The following is a 17,397-nucleotide window of genomic DNA, read 5'->3' as shown; positions in this document are numbered from 1 at the left end:
TGGTTGAAAAATGTTCACTTTAGTTAACGTTTTAAAGTTCTGTTCCGGATTCTGCTTAATGACTGAGGTTTTACGCCAAGATAGCTTGCAATATGTTTCTGGGCGACCAGCTGAAAGATCTTGGGGTTTTCCGTCAAAAGGTTGTTATACCGTCTTTCAGGGGAATAATATAATAATTCTTCGATTCTTTTCTTTGCATTCAGATAAATTACTTCCGTCATTTTTCTTCCGAATTCCTGCCAGTAAGCATCTTTTTTATAAAGTTTTTGAAGATCATCCTTGTGAAGGAGAAGAACTTCGGAATCTTTAACGGCTTTAATATTCATTTTTGATTTCGTGTGACAGAGAATACTTTCATAGTCGGTGAAAAAATAATTATCGAAGTGAAAGTTAAAGTTGACATCCTCTCCGCCTTCATTAATATAGAATGTTCTCATGAATCCTGTTTTAAGAAAACCTAAATATTGGCATTCTTCACCTTCTTTCAGGAAAAAATCAGATTTTTTGTAAACCGTTTCATGGAGTAGGCTACAGAATTCTTCATAGTGCTCTTCGTCTACCAGAAACAACGGACCATACTTAGAATATTCATCAAGAATGTTTTTCATAATTAAATATTAAATAATCTTACGGATATACGTAGTGCTTTAATCGTAAAAGCATATCAAAGACTAAATTATTAAAAACTGACGACAATAAGAATAGAATAAATAGAGAAAAGTGATGAAAAAATAAGCTTGTGAAATGATTTTGATATAAAATAAAAAAACCGCCTTAATAAAGACGGTTTGTGGTTTCTCCAGGAATCGAACCAGGGACACATGGATTTTCAATCCATTGCTCTACCAACTGAGCTAAGAAACCAATTGTTTCGTTGTTTAACGTGGGTGCAAAAGTATAATATTTTCTTATATCGCGCAAGTTTTTTTGCGATTTATTTTTAAAAAGAGCTTTGTATAGGCTTTTTTATCCTTCAATAGTTTGGGGGTCAGTTATTTGAATTCAAATAAAATTTTCATAGTATTTTCATTTTCCACATTCCGGTCAAGTAATTTTCTAAAACTTCTTTTTTTTTCGGTTTGTTAAAGCGTTTTACCGTAATTGGTGTATATTTTTAGAACTTTTTTAGAACATTTCCTAAAGAAGATATCTCAGCTGTACTGGGAGATAATACAGAAATTAAAATGATCCTTTGCTATTTCATTTTATAAGGCATGAAATTTAAATTTAATAAACTTAATTGCCCCAAAGTACTTTAATCTTTTGTCGTTTAGAAAAAAAACTTATTGTTAAAGAATATTTCTGATTTTATAAGCACAAAAAAACCTCTAAAATGAATTAGAGGTTTTAAAGTGGTTTCTCCAGGAATCGAACCAGGGACACATGGATTTTCAATCCATTGCTCTACCAACTGAGCTAAGAAACCATTATATTTTTGTTTGACTTACTTCGTTGTTTTAAAGTGATGCAAAAGTAGTAAGTTTTCTTATATGAAGCAAGTATTAATCGTATTTTTTTTCGATAAAAATAAAACTTACTGATTTTCAGCTGAATTATTTTCCTGCTCTTTTCTGATATGATCGCTCATCTCTTCTAATACAGGCTTGATCGTGCTTTCCGGAAGATCACTGATTCGGATATACATCAATCCGTCGATCGCATCGTTGAAGTTTGGATCTACATTAAAAGCAATTACTTTAGCGTTTTGTTTGATGTATTTCTTGATCAGAACGGGTAGTCTTAATTCTGGTTCAAGGTCGTCAATGATCTTGTCAAGCTTATTCAGATCAGACTCCATTTCCTCAAAAAAGATATTTTTATCCCTGTCGCGCAGTTTTACTTTATATTCGTTTTTAGGAGTAATATATTGTGCTACGGCGGAATCGAAATAGTTCGAACGCATGAATTCGATCATCAGAGATTTAGAGAACTCTGAAAACTTATTGGAAATACTTACACCGCCCATCAAAAACTTATGGTCAGAATTTCTTAAACATACATGTACGATCCCTCTCCATAAAAGAAATAGCGGAAGTGGTTTCTGCTGATACTCTTCGCTGATGTAAGCACGGCCCATTTCAATCACTTTCTTAAAAAATGGATGGATATCCTGTTCAAACTCAAATAAAGAGCTTGTATAGAATCCTTTGATGCCGTATTTCTTCATGACATCCTTTCCTAAAGCCATTCGGTAAGCCCCGGCAAGTTTCTCGGCACTGTTGTCCCAAAGGAAAAGATGATGATAATGCTTATCGTATTCGTCAAGATCGAACGGAAGATTACTTCCTTCACCCACAGCACGGAAAGTGAGTTCCCTCTGGCGCCCGATTTCTCTCATTACGGAAGGGATTTCCTCGTAAGTTGTGAAATAGATCTCATAGTTTCCGTTACTGAAAAGCATCTTATCTGTACCTCTCAGCCTGTTGATGTCTTTAAGAATATCCTCCTTTGGCGTTTCGTCAATGATATTCTGAACGATATTTTCTTCTCTTAAAAGTGGAAATTTTACCGTTAAATTTTTAAGATTGATACTTTGCGCAAGTGATTTTCTTTTTTCGTAATACGATTTCATCATATACACTTTACGCTTCAGGAATTCGCCAAGTTCTTCAATGGTTTCCATCTCGTCCATCGCTTTTACGGTGATGGGCTTTCCTATCCTGATTCTGATCGGTTTTTCGCGGTCATTCATCATTTCGGCAGGAAGCATCAGGGTCTGTAAACTTGGATGAAGTTTGGCAACCTGATAAAAAATACGGCTATTTTTGGCGTGAAAATATAACGGAACGACCGGTACTTTGGCCATTCTGATTAGCTTAAGGGCCGGTTTTTCCCATTCTCTGTCGAGAATTTCCCCGTAAGGATTATTTTTATTGGATACTTCTCCTGCAGGGAAAATACCGACGCAGCCTCCGTTTTGAAGATGCTTCAGCGTTTCACGCATTCCCGAAGTACTGCTGTAAGCTTCTTTTCTGTTTTCAAAAGGGTTCACAGAGATCACATACGGCTCCATAGGTTTGATCTTTTCCAAAAGAAAATTACCCATTACTTTAAAGTCCGGACGTACTTCCGAAAGGATTTTACACATTAAAATTCCATCGATAGCACCCAATGGATGATTCGAAACCAAAATAAATGGTCCCGTTTTGGGAACTTTTGCGAGATCTTCTTCAAAAGCGATGTAACTTAAGTTTCTTTCTCTTACAAATGAGTCGAAAAAGTCTTTGCCTTCCTTATCTTTTAATTTATCGTATAATCTATTGACTTCGTTTATTTTGGCAATGCTCATCACGGCAGATGCTACCGGGTTTTTTAGGAACCCGATTTTGCTTAAGCCGGAAGCTGTGATAAGATCGTTTTTCGAAATTAAACTCATAGGTGTTTAGTCGCAGTTAAAATTATTGTGTTACCATTTGAACCGTATTTTTGGAAATCTGTTCCAATAATACATTTTTTTCCTGGTAAAATTTATCAATATGATCCATCTTCGCATTTCTTACTGTGAATAAAGATACATTTTTAACTGCTTTGGTTTTAAATATTTTTTGAAGTTCATCATTAAGCTCATCCACCTGATTGAATTTGTCTTCCAGACATAGAGCCAATGAGATGGCAGAATTCTGCATCAGAGATACCTTGATCTTATATTTGGAAAGGTATCCGAATATAAGGCTCATATGATCTTCAGCAATGAAAGAGAAATCTCGGGTTGAGATCTTTAAGAGAACCTGATTTTCTTTTAAAATATAAGATTCTTCATGTTGGTTTTTATCTGAAGCTCCCACTTTAGTTCCTTCTTTGGTAGGGTCTACGAAAGATTTTACATAAAAAGGAATAGTTTTCTGCTGTAGCGGCTGCAATGTTTTCGGGTGAATAACACTTGCCCCATAATAAGCCAATTCGATCGCTTCTTCATAAGAAATATTAGAAAGAAGAGTCACATCACTGAACTTTCTTGGGTCTCCGGTCATTACTCCGGGTACATCTTTCCAGATGGTCATAGCTTCAGCATTCAGGCAATAGGCAAAAATAGCGGCAGAGTAGTCAGAGCCTTCTCTTCCTAAAGTAACCGTAAAATTATTATCATCGGAACCTATGAAACCCTGTGTGACATAGCAGATTTCTGTATTTAAAGTGGAAATAAATTCCTCTGTTTTTGCCCAGTCTACGTTACCATCTCTGTAAGAATTATCCGTTTTAATATAATCTCTGGCATCTAACCATTGATTTGGAAACTGAATTTCGTTAAGATATTCGCTTAAGATCTTTGTAGAGATCATTTCTCCACAGCTTACTACCTGATCATAGACGAAACTGTAATTAGGAGATTTATTTCTTCTTAAAAAAGAATCGATATCATCGAAAAATACATTAATCTCTGCAAAAACTGCATGATTTTCCGAAAACAGACCTTCCGCAATCTCGATGTGTTTTCGTTTTATCTTTTCAATCTCAGTTTGATAGTTATCCTTCTTGAAATAAAGTTCTACAACCTTTTCCAATTCATTCGTCGTCTTACCCATTGCTGAAATAACCAGCAAACACTTGGTAAATCCCTGGCTTTGTAAAACCATAGACACATTTTTTACACTCTCAGCATCTTTTACAGACGCTCCACCAAACTTGAAAATTTTCATTAATTTGTTTAAAATAAAATTGTTAGATTAAAAATTACATGAGTTTTTTACGGAGGTCAAAATTATAAATTTACAACGAGATATGAAAGAGTCTGGCGGTTGGATGGAATTAAGATTTCATTAAAATTGAGACTTGATGAATATTATCAGAATTTCATTGATTTATTGTCATCAAATGGGGATTAATAATAGAGTGGTATTTTTAAGTGTACAGCTTGAGGGTTGTTGTATCGTTTTGGAACACAGGGGTTAAGGTCTTTTATAATAAAAGCTTTCTTTCTCCGATAAATTTTCCGAAATTTGGGGAAAACGTAAAAAGAAAAATATGTCAAATCAACCATTACAGACTTTAGGGGAGTTTCTTATAGATAAACAGGATGATTTTCAGTATTCTACGGGTGAATTTTCTCGTCTTCTAAGTGCAATAAGATTGGCTTCGAAAGTGGTAAACAGAGAAGTAAATAAAGCCGGAATTGTAGATATAACAGGAGCTGCCGGTAACCAGAATATTCAGGGGGAGGAACAGCAGAAACTTGATGTGATTGCCAATGATATTTTTATTACGGCTTTGTCTCAAAGAGAGGTTGTTTGTGGTATTGCTTCTGAGGAAAATGATGATTTTATTGACATTAAATGTGGTGAAAATGGTCATTTAAGTAAATATGTAGTACTGATCGATCCTTTAGACGGATCTTCCAATATTGATGTGAACGTTTCTGTAGGGACTATTTTCTCTATTTACAGAAGAGTAACAGAACCTGGAACTCCGGTTCAGTTAGAAGATTTCCTTCAAAAGGGGATCAATCAGATTGCGGCAGGATATGTGATCTACGGTTCTTCTACCATGATTGTTTATACTACCGGAAATGGAGTGAACGGGTTTACTTTGGATCCTTCACTGGGAACGTATTACCTTTCTCATCCTAATATGAAATTTCCGACAATGGGGAAAATTTATTCCATCAACGAAGGAAACTACATCAAATTCCCACAAGGCGTTAAAAACTATCTTAAGTATTGCCAGATGGAAGAGGGGGACCGTCCTTATACATCAAGGTATATCGGTTCTTTAGTAGCAGATTTCCACAGAAATATGCTGAAAGGAGGGATTTATATTTATCCTTCTTATTCCCAGTCTCCAAACGGAAAACTGAGATTACTGTATGAATGTAATCCTATGGCATTCCTTGCTGAACAGGCTGGAGGAAAGGCTACAGACGGATTCAGAAGAATTCTTGAGGTAGAGCCAACAGAACTTCACCAGAGAATTCCGTTTTTCTGCGGAAGCATTCAGATGGTAGAAAAAGCAGAGGAATTTATGCGGATCGACAGTGTAAAATAATGAAAGCAACATATTCTAGATATTTATTAGAATTTAAACGCCCGAGCGGAACGTCTCGCGGCGTTTTGCATGAAAAAGAGACCTTTATTCTCGAAGTTGAAGACAACGGGAAAAAAGGAACAGGAGAATGTGCCATCTTCAGAGGATTGAGTTTTGATGACAGACCTGATTATGAAGAAAAGCTGCAATGGCTCTGTGAAAATATTAATCAGGATCACCTCTATTTAAAAGAAGAACTGAAAGGATTTCCATCCATTTGGTTTGGATATGAACAGGCTATTTTGAATCTGAAGCACGGAGGTCATCTGTATTTTCCAAGCGAATTTACAGAAGGAAAATCAGCTATAAAGATTAATGGACTGATCTGGATGGGAGATATCCACTACATGGAAGAGCAAATTCGTGAGAAGCTTGAAAAAGGGTTCCACTGTATTAAACTGAAAATAGGGGTTGATTGGGAGGCTGAACATAAAATTCTTCAAACATTAAGAGAAAAGTTTTCAAAGGATCAGCTTGAACTTCGGGTAGATGCCAATGGCGGATTCAGCAAGGAAGAAGCAGAAACGGTTTTACAGCAGCTTGCAGATCTTCATATTCATTCTATCGAGCAACCTATAAAAGCAGGCAATTGGAGCAATATGGCATCATTGTGTGCCGTAACCCCGACTCCTATTGCTCTGGATGAGGAATTGATTGGAATTACAGATCTTATTGAAAAGAAAAAGCTTTTAGAAATGATTCAACCGCAATATATTATTCTCAAGCCAGCTTTGGTTGGTGGTTTTGCAGGTTCAGATGAATGGATCTCTCTTGCAGAGCAACTCAATATAGGCTGGTGGATCACTTCAGCACTGGAAAGTAATGTAGGCTTAAATGCGATCGCACAATATACTTTCACAAAAAACAATCCGATGCCACAAGGTTTGGGCACCGGATCTTTATTTGTCAATAATTTTGAATCAGATTTGGAACTCAAAAATGAGTTGCTATGGTTCAAAATATAACAGAAAAATAGCTAGTTAAGCAAATGGTGGAGGAGAATCTTCGCAGGTTGGATTGCTTGAGTGCTCAGAATCCCATGATCTACAGCATCTTTTTCGTGGATCCCAGCTGTTGCAGCCAATTGGGACAAGTCCTCCTTTAATTGTTTTCAATTCGCCTTTTTTGAGTTTTCTCATGTTGTCAGTTAGATTTTTCATAATAAAGATTTTAATTTGATTGGTAAAGTAAATATCAATCTCTTTTTTTTATTATGCAAGAATTTAACTTAAATTAACTAAATTCACTCTGATGGGATTTGAAATTCGTGTGATATAATTTTGTTTACTGAAGAAATTGTAGAGCATAAATAATTTAATCTTCCATGGTTTACAATGGAAGATAATTGGATATTTGAAAGTAAGGGTAGAGTAATGTTAGGGTCGGATAGTGTTTTTTTAGGGTTTATGTTTTTCAATTAAATCACGTCTTTTACGAAAATTGCTTTCTTAATATAGCTTAATAAATAAGAAAACCTGCTTTTAATTCTTTTCATAATAAAAATTTGTATTTCTCAGTTTAATGAAAATTTACAATCTTTGTGCCAATTTAAATATTGGTTTGAAGTTTAACATATGATTCATCTCATAGTATGTATTTTAATAGAATGTTAAGAAATAATTGTGAAAATATTTTCGTTATCCTTTGATCTTCCAGTGATTAAGTTTCGATCTACTCCATATAGATTTTGGAAAATGTCTTTCTGTACCATCGAACTGGAAAGATATCCCCAGTGATTTCCTATTTCATATTTAAAACTGTTCCGGAGATCATCTTCTACGAATGTACAGTCGATAATAGAAACAATATCTTTAAATTTTGCAATGTCACTCGGTCCGTTCTTGCCTAATCGCGGAGTTAGAATGTTTTTAGTGAATTGTGAGATTCCCAAAATAGTATCTTTTCGGTTTAGATAAATAGAAACGCGGTTGGCTAGCATTGGAAGCTTATTGAATGAGTCTTCCGAATCTTCAAAAACCTTATACGTCACATCTGCATTTAAAAGAAGGACCTGATCGATTACCCGCAGAATGTTTTCTTTTTTAAGGCTATACAGCATACTTTGTAACACTCTGTTTCCCATGGAGTGGGCCATTAGATGGATTCTCTGATTGCAGGGAACCAGATCGCGGTTTGAAAAAATATCTTTTAAAAACTGAGTGTAAAAATAAAACAGCCTCATCAGCGATGATCCTGAGTTGATACTCGATGCTTTGTCATCGAAATAAGTGAGCGGAACAATGCTGCTTGAAGCAGGCCAACTAACAAATAAGATATGTTCTACGGGTGAAGCCGGATTGTCGATAAATAGTTTTTTAAGATCGGTGATGGCTTCTAATTCATCATCAAAATCATAAGCATATCCATGGATAAAGATCAGAACGTCGCTTCGGTCCTTTGCGGAAGACATATTCTTATAAAGTTCATAGAATAGTCTCTGGGTTCCACCAAGGTTATTGGCGGTCAGCGCAGACTTCTTAAGGCCTTTTTCGCTCTGCAAGACTTCCAGGACTTCCTGATAGCCTTGCTTCTCAGGTTCGGAAAATAATTTATAGTTTAAAATGTTTCGGTTGGTGTAGTCTTTTTTCTTCTTGGCGGCTGCAGTTGGTTCTTTATAGGAGTCAAAATCACATTTTGCAATCCTGAAATTGGGAATAGAGTATTCATCATTAGAAAATGAATCTACTTTTTCGCCCTTATGCCGGACGATCTTACGATTGCTTAGGATATAAACAGCCATAGTCAGTAATTTTTGGAAACGGTTTTTAGTTTTCTCTAAATTAATAAAAAATATTGAATTATCATCAGTTTAGCTTTTAAATTATCATTTCCGTAAGCTCCAAATTTTCCGTAACTTTGTAAAACTTTTTTTGCATACAATAAAAGCTAATTTAATAATGGAAGAAGAAAAAAAATCACTCAATTTTATTGAGCAAATTATTGAAGATGATATCGCAAACGGTCTGAAAAAAGACCAGATTCGTTTCCGTTTTCCCCCTGAACCCAATGGATACCTGCATATTGGCCATACAAAAGCCATCTGCATCAACTTTGGTCTGGGCGAAAAATACAACGCTCCCGTAAACCTTCGTTTCGACGATACGAACCCTGAAAAAGAAGAACAGGAATTCGTAGATTCTATCAAGAAAGATGTTGAATGGCTAGGCTTCAAATGGGATAAGGAGCTGTATGCATCTGACTACTTCCAGCAACTTTACGAATGGGCTGTACAGATGATCAAAGAAGGAAAAGCTTATGTAGATGAGCAGCCGTCTGAAGTGATTACAGAGCAGAGAAAGAATCCTGCAGAACCGGGAGTTGAGTCGCCATACAGAAATCGTCCGGTAGAAGAATCTCTGGACCTGTTCGAAAGAATGAAAAACGGTGAGTTTGAAGAAGGCACAATGTCTCTTCGTGCTCAGATCGATATGGTTTCACCCAATATGAATTTGCGTGATCCTGTGATGTACAGAATCCTGAAAAGACCTCACCACAGAACAGGTACAGCCTGGAAAATCTACCCGATGTACGATTGGGCACATGGTGAATCTGATTATCTGGAGCAGGTGTCTCATTCATTATGTTCATTGGAATTTGAAAACCACAGACCACTTTATAACTGGTATCTGGAGCAGGTGTATGACGAATCTAAAGTAGCACCAAAGCAGAGAGAATTCGCAAGAATGAACGTTTCTTACATGATCACTTCCAAAAGAAAGCTGCAGAGGCTTGTTGCCGAAAATGCAGTGACAGGTTGGGATGATCCAAGAATGCCTACCATTTCAGGAATGAGAAGAAAAGGGTTCACACCGACATCGATCAAAAATTTCATTGAAAAAGTAGGAGTGGCCAAAAGAGAAAACCTGATCGAAATTCAGTTGCTTGATTTCTGTGTACGAGAAGACCTGAACAAGGTAGCGAAACGTGTTATGGCAGTAGTAGATCCGGTAAAACTGATTATTGAAAATTATCCTGAAGGTAAGGAAGAATGGCTTGAAACTGAAAATAATCCTGAACAGGAAAATGCAGGGACAAGAGAAGTTCCTTTCTCAAGAGAATTATATATCGAAAGAGAAGACTTTAAAGAAGAAGCTAATAATAAATTCTTCAGACTGAAATTAGGCGGAGAGGTTCGTTTAAAATCAGCATACATCATCAAAGCAGAAAGGGTAGAGAAGGATGAAAACGGCGAGATCACTACGATCTATGCTACTTATGATGAAAAGAGCAAGTCCGGAAGCGGAACGGAAGAAAGCTTAAGAAAAGTAAAGGGTACACTTCACTGGGTATCTGCTACTCATGCGATTCCGGTAGATGTAAGAATCTATGACAAACTCTTTACTGTTGAGCAACCCGATGCAGAGAAGGATGTAGACTTCCTGAACTTCATCAATCCAGAATCGGTAACTACGATTAAAGGGTTTGCAGAGCCAAGCTTAAAAGATGTAGCTGTAGGAGAGCCGCTTCAGTTCCAGAGAATCGGGTACTTTACAAAAGACCAGGATTCTACAGATTCTCAATTGGTATTTAACCGTACAGTAACATTGAAAGATTCTTTTAAACCGGAATAATCTTACAATGATCTATATAAAAGCAGGACTTTCACAAGTCCTGCTTTTTTGTTTTAATTGTTTAAGACTACGTTATCAAATTTTGAAATAACTATCGAAATTAACGTCCGATAGTAACTTCCCGCCTCCTTCTTCCATCTTCCAGCCCTTTTGCTATCCTTTTATTCCTTTGATCCAGTCCTGGAATCTGCCGACCTGTTCCATGATGAAAGATTCATGTTCTTCTTTTTCCTCAGGGCGATCTACCAAAATATGTTCAAAATAACTTCCTTTCAATACTTTTCTTAAAATACCTTCGCCTAAGAACGGTTTATAGTCGTTCAGAGCTTGGGTGGCTTTTAATAAATGTCGGATGTCATATTGCAGCGGATTGATGTCCGGAACCTGCTTGTTGAGGTTAAGAAGACTGTATACCGCAATTCTTGCTGTTCTCACAGAACTTTCCATCGTAAATACCACATCATTATTCGTTTCCACAAACTGGCCTACCAATCCTAAATTCTTACATCCTTCAGGCACCACTCTCGGACGGTCGCCCTGAGCTCTCGGCATGAACATAGAAGTAATGTAGGGCATAAATGAAATGCGGACAATTGTATTTTCTATAACATTATCCAGCTGGTCAATGATTCCCAAATGATAGCAAAGTTCTGCAAGAATTTCGTTTCCGGTACATTCAGGCATTGTTTTTTTGATGTAGTTTCCTTCTTTATCCATCAGCAGAGAATACACCCATACAACAAGGATATCATCTGGCTGGGTAGGGAAGTGCGGTTGTCTGTTGCAGGTGAAGCTCATCACCCAGTTAGAATCCGTGATCGTAATGATACCACCGGTGGCCGTTCTTCCGGAATAAGGATCATTGACGCACAATTCTTTTAATTTCTCAGTAAAAGTAGACGGTTGACATGTCAGGGTAGCAGATTCCCATGAAGATTTTTCTATGTTGCTACAGAATTTTTCCGGTTTTCCAAAGACTTCTGATTTGGCCGCCAGATTTTTCCAAAGCATCCACCCCGGACCTTGTCCGGCACTGCTGTTATCCAGCGTGATTTCGGGAGCTGTATTATTGTCGGCATAGAAAGTACTTTCAGTCATAGATCCCGTTGTGACAATCACATAATCCTCTTTACCGACAGGGATTTTCACTTCCTTACCATCCTGTTCCGTGATAATACCTTCCACTGTTTTCCCTTCCGTATTGATGTGGATATCCAGGTCTTTTACCAACGTATTGAACTGTATTTGAACCCCTTTTTCAACAAGGAAATTTTTTAAAGGCGTAACGTAAGTGTCATACTGGTTGTATTTCGGGAATACCAGACAGGAGAAGTCTTTCATTCCGTCGATGGCATGCAGGAATCTGTGCATATACAGTTTCAGTTCCAATAAGCTGTGCCAGTTTTCGAAAGCAAACATAGAGCGCCAGAAGAACCAGAAATTACTGTTAAGAAAAGATTCTGCAAAATAATCTTCAATCGTCAGGTCATCAAGTTCCTCTTTTTTCTTTAGTAAAAGTTTCACGATCGCCAGCTGGTCTTTTTTCTCAAGTCCAAATTTGCTGAAATCCTGGATCTGTCCCTGATTGTGAATTAGTCTTGCTTTTGAATAGTTCGGGTCGTTATCATTGATTAAGCGGTATTCGTCCAGTACGCTGTATGGTGCAGGAAGTTCAAGGGCGGGGATGTCCTGGAAGATGTCCCACAGGTTTTCGTAGGTCATATCCATTTCTCTTCCTCCACGGATGATGTAACCGTCTTTGGCATTTCCGGAACCGTCCAGAGAGCCGCCTTCAACATTAAGCTGGTCAAGGAAAATAATATTTTTTCCCGGAACATGTCCGTCACGGATGAAATAATATGCTGCAGACATTCCCGCAATACCACTTCCTACAATATAGATTTTGCTGTTTTCGTAAGATTGTAAAGGAATTCCTTTATTACGCTGATAGTTTCCGATTTGGTCTGAAAAAGGCATCGTCTTTTCAGGAGTGTTAATCTGAACTTCTTTACTGGAATCCGGTTCGTGGTTTACTTTTCCGAATTGCTCAGAAGCATTTAAAACTTTGTCGAATTTTGAATTGATCGTACTCATTTTTTATTGTTTTAATTAACAATATAAAGGTACCCCTATTCAGGATGCAGGGTATGTCCCTAATGTCAGAATTACTGTCCCCAAATTCTTAGGACTGGATATTTTCTTTGTTTCTGTATTCTGAAGGGGAAATGGAAGTCTGTTTTTTGAAAAAACGTCCGAAAGCAGAAGCAGAATTAAACTGCAGTTCAAAAGCGATCTCTGAAATGGTAATATCAGGATTACCCAGCATCATATAAGCTTCTTTCAAAAGGGTTTCATCAATAACCTGATGAGGTGTTTTGCCGCTTGCCTTTTTGATGACTTCGATAAGGTATTTACTGGACACGAAAAGCTGTTCGGCATAGAACTGAACCGTTCGGTGCTGTCTGATATTCTCGCGGATCAGTTGGTTGAATTTTAAGAAAATATCTTTTTTCCCATCCTCTTTTTCAACAGCGCTGTCATTTTCTGTCTCCATAATTTCAGCTGTTTCCAATAGCAGATTGAAAATAATGGTCCGGATAATTTCTTCAGTAAATTTTCCCTGCTTTCTGGATTTTTTCTTCAGATAATCCAATAGATTCTGCAACAGTGCTGAATTTTTCTCATTGGTCCTGACGATGCTGTAAGATCCTTTAGAAAACAGATCCATCTTTTCAATAATAAAAGGATCGGACATCTTTTTGATCAGAAAGTTTTTGTCAAAGAAGAGTAGCTTCATTTTAAAATCCCTGCTGGTGTCCAGAAACTTTACAATCGTTGAAGGGGCGGCAACAAGAAAACAATGGGCATCAACATCATATTTTTGCTTATCAATTTCAATACTTATTGCTCCGGCTGTACAAATGCACAGCGCATAATAATCCATTCTGAAGGGAGCCTCAGGAAAATTGAAAATAGGATTTCCGGAAGAAATATAATAAGACTGTCGGCAGTCAATACTGTAAAATGATAGCGTATCATGTAAATTTTCGTAGGTTATCATTTTTGTGTATTGATTCGTTTAAATTTTTACTTCTAATTTTAGTCTTTTAAGTGGGAAAATCCTATTGTTACTGCAATTTACGAAAATTATAAAAGTTGATTGTATGGTTATGTCTAAAATATCAATTGATCGGTACTTAACTTAGTGTATTTTTATTTCTATTGATGTTATTGATAAATAAAGTGCCTTTTGAAGGATGTTCCGGGCCATTTTGCTTAATTTTGCAGCTTACCGGGTTTTCTCCCAAAAAATAATAGTGTGAAATTAATTAGCGTATATACGGGTTCTTTTAAAGGACTCTCGGAAGAAAGTTGGATGTTGGCGCTGGTCATGCTTATCAATCGGGCAGGTTCTATGGTGCTTCCTTTTTTGGGAGTCTACATGACGGGTCATCTTCATTTCAGCATAGAAAATTCAGGAATTATTCTGAGCTTTTTCGGAATAGGATCTGTTTTGGGGTCATGGCTGGGCGGATTGATCACAGATAAAATTGGAGAATACCGTGTTCAGAGTCTGAGTCTGCTGCTGAGTGTGCCCTTATTCTGCCTTATTCCGCTTTTTAAAACCGAAGTGGGACTGGCGGCTATTATTTTGATCCAGAGTATCGTGAGCGAAACTTTCCGACCTGCCAACTCTGTTGCGATTACAAAATATGCTAAACCTGAAAATATTACCAGAGCTTTTTCACTCAACCGGATGGCTGTAAACCTTGGGTTTTCGATAGGTCCGGCATTGGGAGGGATATTATCTGCTATTTCTTACGAATTTTTATTTTACAGTAATGCTTTGGCAGCACTGCTGGCTGGTTTGATGTATATCCGTTTCTTCGGAAAACGAAATAAGCTGGCTTCATTGAAACCGAAAAAAGTAAAAGAAGCCATTGCCGTTAAAAAAGAAAATTCCCCATACCGCGATGGAAAATTCATGGTCTACAGTTTCTTCTGTATGCTGTTTTCGATCTGTTTTTTCCAGTTATTCAGTACACTGACTATTTTCTATAAAGATACGGCTCACTTAAGCCAGCAGAATATTGGGTATATCCTCGGATATAGCGGTTTCCTCATCGTTCTGCTTGAAATGGGCTTTGTACAGATTGCAGAAAAATATTTCAGTCTTGCCTTTACCTTACTTATAGGAACCATATTATGTGGTGTTTCCTATGCAATGCTAGCCTTTGATTATTCCATTCTGACGCTTATTGTTTCGATGACATTGCTGTGTATTGGCGAGATCTGGACCCTTCCGTTTATGTCTACGATAACGGCTTTGCGCTCAGGTGAAAACAACAAAGGAGCGTATATGGGAATGAATGGAATATCCGTTGCTTTAGCCTTTATCATTACCCCTTATGTGGGAACAATGACAGCCGACAAACTAGGCTTCAATACTTTATGGATAGGAACAGGAGTATTGGCTGTTGGTATTGCTATTGGATTTTATTTTGTGATTCCATGGATGCTGAAAAGGAAAGCCGGGAGTTAGTGCGGTTACGAGGTTCGGGTTTCAGTTTTTGAGAGTTTTAGAGTCTGAGGGTTTTAGAGTTTTTGGGATGGAAGGTGGAAGCCTGAAGATGGGGTTATGGAGGTCTGTAAATGATTTCTGATGTCTGAAATCTCATATCTTTAACTCCCGCAGATTTCACGGATCGGGCAGATTTTGCAGAATAAATTATCCCCAATCAATTTTATCTTTGATAAAATCCTTGCACCTTATCACCATAATATTTTAGATATCTTAGCGCCCTTAATTAACCAAAAAAAACTAACTTTTAGGATAAAAGAAGGTTAGTTTGATAATCTATAAAAAAATTTAAGTTAATATCTTAAGTCTTAAGTATAAAATCTGATGTCTAACTTCTACAATCTTGATTATCCCAATACAATATTCCTCACAATCATCTCCGCATGAATCCTGGAGTTTTCTATAAACCACAGATGGGTATCTTTTCCTCCGCAAACAACGCCCGCAAGATATAAATTCGGAACATTGGTTTCCATGGTTTCTGGATGGTACAGTGGATTCAGGCAGTCGCCTTGCAGTTCAATTCCGGAGTTTCTTAAAAAATCAAAGTCGGGGAGGTAACCGGTCAGTGCCAGAACAAAATCATTTTCAATCTCACGGATCTGTCCGTTTTCATCTTTAAAAATGACTGTATTTTCTGTAATTTCTGCTATTTCGGAATTAAAATAGGCTTTGATGCTTCCTTCTGCAATCCGGTTTTCAATATCAGGTTTTACCCAATATTTTACGTTTTTTGAGATTTCAGAGTGACGGATGATCATGGTTACATCAGCACCTTTCCGGTAAGTTTCCAGGGCGGCATCCACTGCGGAATTGCTGGATCCTACTACAACCATTTTCTGCTGGGCATAAGGATAAGGCTCTGTATAATAATGCTTCACTTTCGGCAGGTTTTCTCCCGGAACATTCATCAGATTCGGGATGTCATAAAACCCTGTAGAAATAATGACGTTCTTCGCTTGATAAGTGGCTTTTGAGGTTTTAATATCAAAGATATCTCCGGTTTTGGAAACTTTCAGAACCTTTTCATACAGATTAATATGGACTTCCTTTTGTCTGGCAATTCCCTGATAATATTCCAGTGCTTCCTGTCTGCCTGGCTTGGGCGCCGGGGAAATAAAAGGAATACCACCAATCTCCAGTTTTTCTGCTGTTGAGAAAAAACGCATGTATAAAGGATAATGGTATAAGGAATTCACGATGGTTCCTTTTTCTATGATCAGGTACGTCAGATTGTTTTTCTGAGCTTCAAGGGCACAGTTGAGACCAATCGGCCCGCCTCCGATGATGAGGATGTCTAAAATTTCCATAAGACAAATTTACTTAAAACCATGATATTAAGAAGGAAATGGGCAACAGAACTTATCTATCAGGCATATGGTGTTGGCACCAGTTTTGGTGTTTCTTACCTATTAAAAAATTGAAAAAATGAAAAACCTGATTATTCCAATATTTGCATTGACTTTATTGAACGCTTGTAAGAAAAATCCTGAAAAACCTGTTCCGAACGTGATAGATTCTATGGCTCAGGCGAAGGAAAAAAACATTGAGAATACAGCGCAACAGAAAAAAACGGATGAAGTCGCTGTAAAGAAAGCAAATGATGACATCCTGCAGGCTTTAAAAAGTAAAGATTATAAAACTTTTGCCTCATTGATTCATCCGGAAAAAGGAATCAGTTTTTCAATGTATGGATTTGTCAATCCAAAAGAAGACAGACATTTTTCCAAGGAAGATTTCGAAAAATTTCAACCAACAAAAACGGTATTTACATGGGGTGCTCAGGATGGTTCAGGAGATCCGTATAAAGCAACGATTAATGATTATTTCACGAAATGGGTTTTCTCCAAAGATTTTACAGTATCGCAATATTCATTAAACAAATTCCAGGGTGGCGGAAATTCACTTAATAATTTAAAGGAAATATATCCTGGTAAAGACTTTACTGAAAACTATATAAAAGGCACTGAAAAGAACGGCGAAATGGACTGGAAAACAATCCGTTTTGTTTTTGAAGAATTTCAGGGTAAGCAATATCTGGTGGCTGTTGTCAACGACCAATGGACGATTTAATCTAACCTGAACTAAGGGAATGGAAGCTGGAAGAGGTAGGTTGGAAGCTACTTATATCCTTGTGATAAGTTTGTGAAATAGAATAAATCATTTGAAATAGTTAAAATATCTTTGAAATATTAATCATTGGAAAAAGCAATAGGAAAAAGATAG

Annotated in this window: 13 protein-coding genes and 2 tRNA genes; 5 read left to right on the top strand and 10 right to left on the bottom strand. The window is 37.1% G+C overall.

What is annotated here, in order from left to right; translation table 11 throughout:
• Positions 1-23: 23 nt before the first annotated feature.
• From NZD88_RS19345 to NZD88_RS19325, 5 genes are all read right to left on the bottom strand, one after another.
• The gene (locus NZD88_RS19345) at positions 24-608 is read right to left on the bottom strand and encodes a Crp/Fnr family transcriptional regulator (RefSeq protein ID WP_259831276.1); all 585 of its coding nucleotides are present in this window, start codon (positions 606-608) and stop codon (positions 24-26) included.
• 183 nt (positions 609-791) lie between these two features.
• Positions 792-864 (bottom strand) — tRNA-Phe (locus NZD88_RS19340).
• Positions 865-1,353: 489 nt separating this feature from the next.
• A tRNA-Phe gene (locus NZD88_RS19335) sits at positions 1,354-1,426 on the bottom strand.
• Positions 1,427-1,534: 108 nt separating this feature from the next.
• A complete protein-coding gene (locus NZD88_RS19330) occupies positions 1,535-3,376 on the bottom strand; it encodes a lysophospholipid acyltransferase family protein (protein ID WP_169236170.1) in 1,842 nt (613 codons plus the stop codon).
• A gap of 22 nt (positions 3,377-3,398) precedes the next feature.
• Positions 3,399-4,637, bottom strand: a complete 1,239-nt coding sequence (locus NZD88_RS19325) for an aspartate kinase (protein WP_259831275.1) — start codon at positions 4,635-4,637, stop codon at positions 3,399-3,401.
• 325 nt (positions 4,638-4,962) lie between these two features.
• On the opposite strand from NZD88_RS19325, the gene fbp reads away from it, so the two are divergent.
• Both fbp and menC read left to right on the top strand, forming a co-directional pair.
• A complete protein-coding gene (fbp, locus tag NZD88_RS19320; protein ID WP_169236168.1) occupies positions 4,963-5,979 on the top strand; it encodes a class 1 fructose-bisphosphatase in 1,017 nt (338 codons plus the stop codon).
• A complete protein-coding gene (gene menC, locus NZD88_RS19315; RefSeq protein WP_259831273.1) occupies positions 5,979-6,983 on the top strand; it encodes an o-succinylbenzoate synthase in 1,005 nt (334 codons plus the stop codon). Before fbp ends, menC begins: the two co-directional genes overlap by 1 nt.
• 15 nt (positions 6,984-6,998) lie before the next feature.
• On the opposite strand, the gene NZD88_RS19310 is transcribed toward menC, so the two are convergent.
• Positions 6,999-7,178, bottom strand: coding sequence for a hypothetical protein (locus tag NZD88_RS19310; RefSeq protein WP_259831272.1), 180 nt, complete (start codon positions 7,176-7,178; stop codon positions 6,999-7,001).
• A gap of 449 nt (positions 7,179-7,627) precedes the next feature.
• Positions 7,628-8,758, bottom strand: a complete 1,131-nt coding sequence (locus tag NZD88_RS19305) for an alpha/beta hydrolase (protein ID WP_259831271.1) — start codon at positions 8,756-8,758, stop codon at positions 7,628-7,630.
• A gap of 157 nt (positions 8,759-8,915) precedes the next feature.
• Here NZD88_RS19305 and NZD88_RS19300 point away from each other — a divergent pair, with 157 nt between their 5' ends.
• A complete protein-coding gene (locus tag NZD88_RS19300; RefSeq protein ID WP_259831270.1) occupies positions 8,916-10,589 on the top strand; it encodes a glutamine--tRNA ligase/YqeY domain fusion protein in 1,674 nt (557 codons plus the stop codon).
• Positions 10,590-10,742: 153 nt separating this feature from the next.
• Here the strand turns inward: NZD88_RS19300 and NZD88_RS19295 are convergent, their stop codons facing one another.
• The gene (locus NZD88_RS19295) at positions 10,743-12,683 is read right to left on the bottom strand and encodes an oleate hydratase (protein ID WP_259831269.1); all 1,941 of its coding nucleotides are present in this window, start codon (positions 12,681-12,683) and stop codon (positions 10,743-10,745) included.
• Between the two features lie 88 nt (positions 12,684-12,771).
• Positions 12,772-13,650 (bottom strand): helix-turn-helix domain-containing protein, encoded by an 879-nt coding sequence (locus tag NZD88_RS19290; RefSeq protein ID WP_259831268.1) that lies wholly within the window; start codon positions 13,648-13,650, stop codon positions 12,772-12,774.
• Between the two features lie 315 nt (positions 13,651-13,965).
• Here NZD88_RS19290 and NZD88_RS19285 point away from each other — a divergent pair, with 315 nt between their 5' ends.
• Positions 13,966-15,132: an MFS transporter gene (locus tag NZD88_RS19285; RefSeq protein WP_259831430.1), complete on the top strand. Its 1,167-nt coding sequence runs from the start codon at positions 13,966-13,968 to the stop codon at positions 15,130-15,132.
• 386 nt (positions 15,133-15,518) lie between these two features.
• On the opposite strand, the gene NZD88_RS19280 is transcribed toward NZD88_RS19285, so the two are convergent.
• A complete protein-coding gene (locus NZD88_RS19280; protein ID WP_259831267.1) occupies positions 15,519-16,481 on the bottom strand; it encodes a YpdA family putative bacillithiol disulfide reductase in 963 nt (320 codons plus the stop codon).
• Positions 16,482-16,599: 118 nt separating this feature from the next.
• Here NZD88_RS19280 and NZD88_RS19275 point away from each other — a divergent pair, with 118 nt between their 5' ends.
• Positions 16,600-17,244, top strand: a complete 645-nt coding sequence (locus NZD88_RS19275; RefSeq protein ID WP_259831266.1) for a hypothetical protein — start codon at positions 16,600-16,602, stop codon at positions 17,242-17,244.
• The last annotated feature ends 153 nt before the right edge of the window (positions 17,245-17,397 follow it).

This window comes from Chryseobacterium pyrolae (assembly GCF_025153485.1).
In the GTDB taxonomy this organism is placed as follows: domain Bacteria; phylum Bacteroidota; class Bacteroidia; order Flavobacteriales; family Weeksellaceae; genus Chryseobacterium; species Chryseobacterium antibioticum.
This window is presented reverse-complemented; position numbering and strand designations above follow the sequence as displayed.

What these genes read in the sequence shown, in the direction of transcription:
- NZD88_RS19310 (WP_259831272.1), bottom strand. Translation starts at nt 7,178, where the DNA reads ATGAAAAATCTAACTGACAACATGAGAAAACTCAAAAAAGGCGAATTG.
- NZD88_RS19285 (WP_259831430.1), top strand. Translation starts at nt 13,966, where the DNA reads ATGTTGGCGCTGGTCATGCTTATCAATCGGGCAGGTTCTATGGTGCTT.
- NZD88_RS19330 (WP_169236170.1), bottom strand. Translation starts at nt 3,376, where the DNA reads ATGAGTTTAATTTCGAAAAACGATCTTATCACAGCTTCCGGCTTAAGC.
- NZD88_RS19290 (WP_259831268.1), bottom strand. Translation starts at nt 13,650, where the DNA reads ATGATAACCTACGAAAATTTACATGATACGCTATCATTTTACAGTATT.
- menC (WP_259831273.1), top strand. Translation starts at nt 5,979, where the DNA reads ATGAAAGCAACATATTCTAGATATTTATTAGAATTTAAACGCCCGAGC.
- NZD88_RS19345 (WP_259831276.1), bottom strand. Translation starts at nt 608, where the DNA reads ATGAAAAACATTCTTGATGAATATTCTAAGTATGGTCCGTTGTTTCTG.
- NZD88_RS19300 (WP_259831270.1), top strand. Translation starts at nt 8,916, where the DNA reads ATGGAAGAAGAAAAAAAATCACTCAATTTTATTGAGCAAATTATTGAA.
- NZD88_RS19325 (WP_259831275.1), bottom strand. Translation starts at nt 4,637, where the DNA reads ATGAAAATTTTCAAGTTTGGTGGAGCGTCTGTAAAAGATGCTGAGAGT.
- NZD88_RS19305 (WP_259831271.1), bottom strand. Translation starts at nt 8,758, where the DNA reads ATGGCTGTTTATATCCTAAGCAATCGTAAGATCGTCCGGCATAAGGGC.
- NZD88_RS19280 (WP_259831267.1), bottom strand. Translation starts at nt 16,481, where the DNA reads ATGGAAATTTTAGACATCCTCATCATCGGAGGCGGGCCGATTGGTCTC.
- fbp (WP_169236168.1), top strand. Translation starts at nt 4,963, where the DNA reads ATGTCAAATCAACCATTACAGACTTTAGGGGAGTTTCTTATAGATAAA.
- NZD88_RS19275 (WP_259831266.1), top strand. Translation starts at nt 16,600, where the DNA reads ATGAAAAACCTGATTATTCCAATATTTGCATTGACTTTATTGAACGCT.
- NZD88_RS19295 (WP_259831269.1), bottom strand. Translation starts at nt 12,683, where the DNA reads ATGAGTACGATCAATTCAAAATTCGACAAAGTTTTAAATGCTTCTGAG.